Origin of the sequence: Streptomyces sp. NPDC058683, assembly GCF_042716195.1 — a bacterium.
Taxonomy (GTDB): Bacteria; Actinomycetota; Actinomycetes; order Streptomycetales; family Streptomycetaceae; genus Streptomyces.
The window spans coordinates 75723-81871 of the sequence record NZ_JBHXSK010000055.1; the positions used below are offsets into that span (position 1 = coordinate 75723).

4 protein-coding genes are annotated in these 6149 nt (G+C 71.7%); 2 read left to right on the top strand and 2 right to left on the bottom strand.

The window, feature by feature from the left end; translation table 11 throughout:
* Positions 1-38 precede the first annotated feature (38 nt).
* Complete coding sequence (locus ACFWXC_RS42740) at positions 39-1895, top strand: hypothetical protein (RefSeq protein ID WP_384487820.1); 1857 nt, start codon at positions 39-41, stop codon at positions 1893-1895.
* Between the two features lie 66 nt (positions 1896-1961).
* On the opposite strand, the gene ACFWXC_RS42745 is transcribed toward ACFWXC_RS42740, so the two are convergent.
* A complete protein-coding gene (locus tag ACFWXC_RS42745; RefSeq protein ID WP_124004201.1) occupies positions 1962-2318 on the bottom strand; it encodes an iron-sulfur cluster assembly accessory protein in 357 nt (118 codons plus the stop codon).
* 321 nt (positions 2319-2639) lie between these two features.
* Between ACFWXC_RS42745 and nadA the strand changes: the two genes are divergently transcribed.
* Positions 2640-3824 (top strand): quinolinate synthase NadA, encoded by a 1185-nt coding sequence (gene nadA / locus ACFWXC_RS42750; protein ID WP_384487823.1) that lies wholly within the window; start codon positions 2640-2642, stop codon positions 3822-3824.
* Positions 3825-3840: 16 nt separating this feature from the next.
* Here nadA and ACFWXC_RS42755 read toward each other — a convergent pair whose 3' ends face one another.
* Complete coding sequence (locus ACFWXC_RS42755; protein ID WP_384487825.1) at positions 3841-6066, bottom strand: protein kinase; 2226 nt, start codon at positions 6064-6066, stop codon at positions 3841-3843.
* Positions 6067-6149: the final 83 nt, after the last annotated feature.

A 6149-nucleotide genomic window follows, 5' to 3' on the forward strand; every position in this document is an offset into this window, starting at 1 on the left:
GGGGAGGCGGGATACGACGTGCGGCAAGGAGCGATGCGGTGAAGAGCGAGCGACCCGAGAACGACGACGGCGCGGCCGCGGGCAGCACCGGGGAGTCCCCCGAGGCCCAGCAGACCACGGAGTCGCCGAAGGCGGCCGAGCCCGACGCCCGGCCCAGCGCGGAGCCCGCCGAGAGCACCGCAGGCCCGGACCGGGACGGGGCCACGGCGGAGCCGGAAACCGCCCCGGCCTCCGAAGAAGCCCCGGAGCCGGCAGCGCCGCCTGCCGCAGAGACGGACCCCGAGCCCACGGCGGGCTCCGAGCCGACCGCGAGCCCCGAGCCGACCGCGGCCCGCGCCACGGCCGAGACCGAGGCTCCCGAGCCGGATGAGGCCGAGGCTCCCGAGCCGGACACGGCCCCGGAGTCGCAGGAAACCCCCGGCCCCGAGACGGATCCCGAGTCCGAGGTGGCCTCGCTCTCCGGTGTCGACGCGGTCTTCGGGGACGACGCCGGTCATCCCGCCCGGCGGCGGTCCCCCGCTGTCATCGCCTCCGTGGCCGCCGCCGTGCTGCTGATCGGTGGCGGTGGGGCCTATCTCGCCGCGAGCGGCGGCTCCGGCTCCGGCGGCGGTACCGGGACAGGGACCGCCGCCTCCGGTGGTTCCACTCCCCCGCCGCTCGCCCTGGACGGTTACTCTTCCGGGGGCAACGGCATAGCCGCGGGCGAGCCCAACCCCTACGGCATGACCTACAAGGCAGCCGGAACGCTCCCCGACGGGCCCGGCTCGGCCGCCGTGTACCGGCCCGGCGAGGTCTCCAAGGACCGGGTGGCCGCGCTGGCGAAGGCGCTCGGGGTCGACGGGACGCCGGTCGCCGAGGACGAAATGTGGAAGGTCGGCACCGACAACGACGGCTCCGGCGGGAGCCTGCAGGTGAACAGGACCGCCCCGGGCATCTGGACGTACAGCCGCTACGCCCCCGGCACCGACAACTGCAAGAGCGACCTGGTCTGCGCCCAGGATCCGGTGGCACCGGCCGGGGACCCGGTGAGCGTCTCCGTCGCGGAGAAGGCGGCGGCGCCGGTTCTCAAGGCGCTCGGCCAGGACGACGCGAAGCTCGACACGAGCCAGGTCATGGGCGCCCAGCGCGCGGTGAACGCCGATCCCGTGGTGGGCGGGCTGCCGACGTACGGCTGGACGACCGGGCTGACCGTCAGCAAGCAGGGCGAGGTCGTCGGCGGCAACGGAATGCTGGCGACGCCGGACAAGGGCGACACGTATCCGGTGCTGAGCGCCGAGAAGACGCTGGGCCTGATGAACGCGGCGCCCCGCTCCGACCACCGGATGGGCATCGGCGGCTGCGCCAGTTCCGTACCGCTGAAGGACCGGCTGGAGCAGCCGTGCTCCGCCTCGACGTCGTCCGCTTCCCCGGCCGCCTCGGCCGTGATCGACAACGCGGTGTTCGGGCTGGCCGCGCAGTCCGTCGGCGGCCGGCAGGCGCTGGTGCCGTCCTGGCTGTTCCAGGTGCGCGGCGCGGCGGACTCGTACACCGTCACCTATCCGGCGGTGGACCCGAAGTACCTGGGCTCCGCCGCCTCGCCGACGCCGAGTTCCTCGCCGGGGACCCCGAAAAGCGTGAAGGTGGACGGCTACACGGCCGACGGCAGCGAGCTGACCGTGGCCTTCACCGGCGGGGTGTGCGCCGACTACAAGGCCTCCGCGGACGAGGGCTCGGAGCAGGTGGTGGTCAAGGTGACCGAGACTCCCTGGCCGGACAAGGTGTGCATCCTGATCGCCAAGCAGTACCACCAGACGGTGCATCTCGACGCGCCGCTGGACGGCCGGAAGGTGGTCGGCACGGACGGCACCGCGGTCCCGAAGGAGAAGGCGACCACCCTCGACCCGCAGGTGGGCTGAGGACACACGAAGGCGGCGGCCCCTGAGTGAGGGACCGCCGCCTTCGCTCTGCCGTGCCGGGCCGGCTCAGCTGAAGGAGTCGCCGCAGGCGCAGGAGCCGGTGGCGTTCGGGTTGTCGATCGTGAAGCCCTGCTTCTCGATGGTGTCGACGAAGTCGACCGACGCGCCGCCCAGGTAGGGAGCGCTCATGCGGTCGGTGACCACCTTGACACCGCCGAAGTCCTTGACCACGTCTCCGTCGAGGGAACGCTCGTCGAAGAACAGCTGGTAGCGCAGGCCGGAGCAGCCACCGGGCTGGACGGCGACGCGCAGGGCGAGGTCGTCACGGCCTTCCTGGTCGAGCAGGGCCTTGACCTTGGCCGCGGCGGCGTCACTGAGGATGATGCCGTCGGTGACGGTGCTGGTCTCGTCCGATACGGACATCTACATCTCTCCCGGGTTGTACGGAGACTGCTTGCCGACGAGTGCAACCGGCGGGTCCGCTGTTTCATTCCGGGCCGGCGTTCGCGTTCCCGCGTTCTCGCGTTTTCGCGCCTTCGTCTACGTCTCCATGCTCGCACATGCCCGAAGTCACGCACAGCGGCCTGTTGACCACCCCACCACCACTCCAGGGTCACCCTCCCGCAACCCTCCCGTATGGCTCCGGGATTCACGTCACATCGACACAATGGGCATCGTCAAAGTGACGTGAAGCGGTTATGATAGATAACGTCAGAACGACGAAAAGTAGAAAGGGTGCGTGTCGTGACCACCGCCCAGACCACGGAGCTCGACGTACAGCCGAGTCCGCTCGCCCTGCTGCTGCTCGGCCGTGAGGCCGACCCGAAGAGCGAGCGGGGCGTCGAGTGTCCCGGCGACCTGCCCTCGCCGTCCGACCCGGACCTGGTCGCGCGCGCCCGCGCGGCCAAGGAGAAGCTCGGCGACAAGGTCTTCGTGCTCGGCCACCACTACCAGCGCGACGAGGTCATCCAGTTCGCCGACGTCACGGGCGACTCCTTCAAGCTGGCCCGGGACGCGGCCGCCCGCCCGGAGGCCGAGTACATCGTCTTCTGCGGTGTGCACTTCATGGCCGAGTCCGCCGACATCCTGACCTCGGACGACCAGAAGGTGGTCCTTCCCGACCTGGCGGCCGGCTGCTCGATGGCCGACATGGCGACGGCCGAACAGGTCGCCGAGTGCTGGGACGTGCTGACGGAGGCCGGGATAGCCGAGCAGGTCGTCCCCGTCTCGTACATGAACTCGTCCGCGGACATCAAGGCGTTCACGGGCAAGCACGGCGGCACCATCTGTACCTCGTCCAACGCCCAGCGGGCCCTGGAGTGGGCCTTTGAGCAGGGTGAGAAGGTCCTCTTCCTCCCCGACCAGCACCTCGGACGCAACACCGCCGTCCGCGACATGGGGATGAGCCTGGAGGACTGCGTCCTCTACAACCCCCACAAGCCGAACGGCGGCCTCACCCCGGAGCAGCTGCGCGACGCCAAGATGATCCTGTGGCGCGGCCACTGCTCGGTCCACGGCCGCTTCTCGCTGGACTCGGTGAACGACGTCCGCGAGCGCATCCCCGGCGTGAACGTCCTCGTCCACCCCGAGTGCAGGCACGAGGTCGTGTCGGCGGCGGACTACGTCGGTTCGACCGAGTACATCATCAAGGCCCTGGAGGCGGCCCCGGCCGGTTCCAAGTGGGCGATCGGCACGGAGCTGAACCTGGTCCGCCGGCTGGCGAACCGTTTCGCTCCCGAGGGCAAGGAGATCGTCTTCCTCGACAAGACCGTCTGCTTCTGCTCGACGATGAACCGCATCGACCTCCCCCACCTGGTCTGGACCCTGGAGTCGCTGGCCGAGGGGAACCTGGTCAACCGGATCGAGGTCGACAAGGAGACGGAGGCGTTCGCCAAGCTGGCGCTGGAGCGGATGCTGGCGCTGCCGTAGCCGTACGGCCCCTGTGTCACCCCGAGCCGACGGGTTTCCGCTCGGGGTGCGCGGGGTCGAGGGTGAAGATGGTGCCGTCGGAGGTCGAGAGGACCAGGGCGCCCCGGTTGAACCACACGGTCGGCAGCAGACCGCTGTTGCCGAGCACCTGGGCACGTGCGGAGGACTCCCACAGCAGGGTGCCCTTGGCCGCGTCGAGCGCGACCACCCGCCCGCTCGCGCCGGCCGTGTACACCGTGCGCCCGCTCGCGTCCACCGAGGCCTCGCCCGGCGACTCGAGGTTCGTGTGGCTGTCCCACAGCCGGGCCCCCGTCATGGGCGAGAAGGCGGTGACCAGGCCGCTGGAGGTGGCCAGGTACAACGTGCCGTGGGCCAGCGTGGGCAGTCCGCCCCGGTAGTGCTCGGGCAGGGGCGTCAGGATGCGTCTGCCGGAGTCGGGGTCGATGCGCACGATGCGGGTGTAGATCAGGTCGGGGCCGTTGTCGACATCCTGGTCGTCCGTCTCCAGGAAGACCAGCTGTCCGGAGAGCACGCCCACGAAGCTGGCCTGCTGGGCGGGGGACGAGAGCGTGCGGACCGACCCGTCGGGGTCGACGAGATAGAACTTCGTGGCGTGCGAGCCGTCCTCCTGGTCGGCGCACTCCACGTAGGGAAGGCCGTCGGCGGCCATCGCCGAGCAGAGGTAACCGATGGGCACGGGGATCGTGCGGCGTACGGTGCCGTCCTGTGCCGAGCGGACGGTCACCGCGCTGCCGTCGCCCTCCTCGGTCAGGGTCACCCCGTCGGCGTAGGCCGATCCCAGGCTGTCCGTGCGTACCGCGTGGGACCAGAGCTCGGCGCCGGTCTCCCGGTCGAGCCCGAGGACGGACTGGGCCTTTCCCAGGCCGCTGTCGTCGGTGATCTGCAGTTCGACGAGGACCTTGTCGCCGTCCACGCCGAGGACGGTCGTGATGTAGCGGTCCGCCGGCACCCCGGTGGGTGCGATGTCCGCGCGCCACAGGGTCCGGCCGGTGCCGGCGTCGACCCGGGTCGGGAGGAGCGCGGTGCCGCCGCAGTAGACGGAGCCGCCGTCCGACACACAGGTGGGCGAGGTGTCGCCTTCGTAGCCCGGCGCCTTCTTCACCCCGCGCTGGGCGGGCGCGGACACGGTGGTCTGCCAGGGCTTCCAGCCGGTGGGGAGGGTGCCCCAGCGGGAGGCCGAGGACCCGGTGGCACCGGTGCGGGCCTCGCCGTCGCCGTGCCACGGGTCCAGCAGGAGGAAGCCGGTCAGGGTCGCGGTGAGGGCGGCGGCCAGGACAGCGGACAGCACGAGCAGGGCCCGCCGGTGCGGGCGGCGGGTGACCGGCCGGACGGTGGTGCCGACGGCCGGGGCGCCGGGGCGGGCCGCGGAGGGCAGGCGCAGGGTCAGCGTCTCCGGTTCGCCGGGCGCCGGCTCCGGCAGGACCCGCTCGAACTCCGCCGCCAGTTCGTCGAGTCCGGGCCGGTCGGCGGGTGCCTTGGCCAGGCAGCGCTCCAGGACCGCGCGCAGCGGCCCGGTCACCCCGTCCAGGACCGGCGCGTTGTGGACCACCCGGTAGCCGGTCAGATAGGGGCTGTCGGCGTCGAAGGGGCCGCGTCCGGTGACGCAGTACACCAGCAGCGCGCCGAGCGAGAAGACGTCCGAGGCGGGGCCGACCGTACGGGCGTCGGTGAACTGCTCCGGGGACATGAACGGCGGGGTGCCGACCAGCTGCCCGGTCTCGGTGAGGGTGTTGTGGTTCTCGGCCGCCCGGGAGATGCCGAAGTCGATGACGCGGGGGCCGTCCTCGGCGATCAGGACGTTGGCCGGTTTCAGGTCGCGGTGCACGACCCCGGCCCGGTGGATGTCCCGGAGTGCCTCCACCAGGCCCAGCGCCAGGGGCCGCAGGTCGGTGACGCGCAGGGCGCCGTGGTCGCGGATGCGGGCGGCGAGCGACTTCCCGGGCACGTACTGGGTGGCCATCCAGGGCGGTTCGGCCTCCGGGTCGGCGTCCACCACGGCCGCGGTGAAGGCACCGCTCACCCGGCGGGCGGCCTCGACCTCCTGCCGGAACCGGGCCCGGAAGACCGGGTCCTGGGCGTACTGGGCGTGCACCACCTTGACGGCGACCTCGCGCCCGGAGCGGGACCTGGCCCGGTAGACGACGCCCATGCCGCCGGCTCCGAGCCGGTCGACGAGTCTGTGGCCGCCGATCGACCTCGGGTCGTCCTTGTGCAGCGGCACCAGAAACTCCCCTTCGCCGCATGGCAGTTCGAGCCGACAGCATACGGAACCGACAACACGCCGACGGCCGGTTCCCGGCGGGT